The sequence below is a fragment of the Caldisericum sp. genome (assembly GCF_049967455.1).
Lineage (GTDB): Bacteria > Caldisericota > Caldisericia > Caldisericales > Caldisericaceae > Caldisericum > Caldisericum exile_A.
The window spans coordinates 1-1,392 of sequence record NZ_JBMFSR010000090.1; the positions used below are offsets into that span (position 1 = coordinate 1).

General features: G+C 39.4%; 2 protein-coding genes. One reads left to right on the forward strand and one right to left on the reverse strand.

Annotated elements, in window-relative coordinates; all coding sequences use genetic code 11:
• Positions 1–911 (forward strand): PQQ-binding-like beta-propeller repeat protein (locus ACP5SP_RS07925; protein ID WP_428076529.1); only part of this gene is annotated, 911 nt, incomplete at its 5' end.
• 86 nt (positions 912–997) lie between these two features.
• Here the strand turns inward: ACP5SP_RS07925 and ACP5SP_RS07930 are convergent.
• A partial coding sequence (locus ACP5SP_RS07930) for an S-layer homology domain-containing protein (RefSeq protein WP_428076531.1) occupies positions 998–1,392 on the reverse strand: 395 nt, incomplete at its 5' end.

Sequence of the window (1,392 nt, forward strand, 5' to 3'; positions counted from 1 at the left end):
CCATATGGTCCATGTTTCGCTACAATGCAAGGCACACAGGAAGATGTCCATATGATACGTCAAACAACAGTGGCACACTCAAATGGAAGTTTAAAACAGGTTATTATGTTTCCTCTTCCCCTGCTATTGGTTCAGATGGGACAATCTATGTGGGATCAGAGGATTTTTATCTCTATGCAATTAACCCCGATGGTACACTCAAGTGGAAATTTAGAACAAACTTGTATTTAGTCGCTTCTCCTGCAATTGCTTCAGACGGAACTATATATATAGGTTCACATGATAAGTATCTCTATGCAATTAATTCAGATGGCACGCTTAAGTGGAAATTTAAGACAGATAGTTGTTTTGAAGCTTCACCTGCTATTGCTCCTGATGGAACAATCTATGTAGGGTCAGATGACTATTATTTCTATGCAATTTATCCAGATGGTAGATTGAAGTGGAAGTTTAAAACAGGCGAGTTTATGATTATCTCTTCTCCTGCAATTTCTTCGGATGGAACAATATATTTTGGGGCATATGACGGTTACTTTTATTCACTTAATCCTAATGGAAAAGTTAAGTGGAAATTTAGAGTAGTTGGAGGAATTAACTCTTCTCCTGCAATTTCCAAAGATGGAACAATCTATGTTGGGGGGACTGTTGGCAATTACTTCTATGCATTTAACCCTAATGGCACGCTTAAGTGGAAGTTTGGAACAGGTGGTTATGTTAACTCTTCTCCTGTGATTTCCAAAGAAGGGGCAATCTATGTAGGATCAAACGATGGCTACCTCTACGCATTAAATTCCGATGGCACATTAAAGTGGAAGTATCTAACAGGTGGTGGAGGTTCTCCTTCCATTTCTTCAGATGGGACAATCTATGTGGGATCAAAGGATGGCTTATATGCTTTAGGTAAAAAGTAAAAGATTTTATTTGGCTATCTACTACTGGCCGTAAAGAGCATGTAATAATTCAAATCAAACAGGGCAGGTTTCGGGCCTGCCCTTATTCAGTTCCCCAATGCCTTTATCACTCTATAAGCAATAATCATTGCCTCTTCCCTTGTGATGTATTCTTTAGGTCTTAGGTTTCCGTAGCCGTCGCCTTTGATGATGCCGAGCTGTTTGAGAGTCTTCACCTCATTGATATAAGGATAATCCTCGCCGATGTCAAAGAACGGTTCTCCGTTTCTTAAAGCGTCGAGCATTTGAACATAAGGGAAGTTTTTGCCAGGACACTCTGTTGAGTTTGCAGTGCGCGAAATATCAGATACAACGTCTCTGTGCCTCAGAATATTCGTTAGCGGTATGTTGTATTGCTTCATAAGAGATTTAATGAGTTTAATGCCCGCATTAAACTGCTCAATAGGCATTTCAATGTTTTCAAAGTTTCCAAGGAAACAAA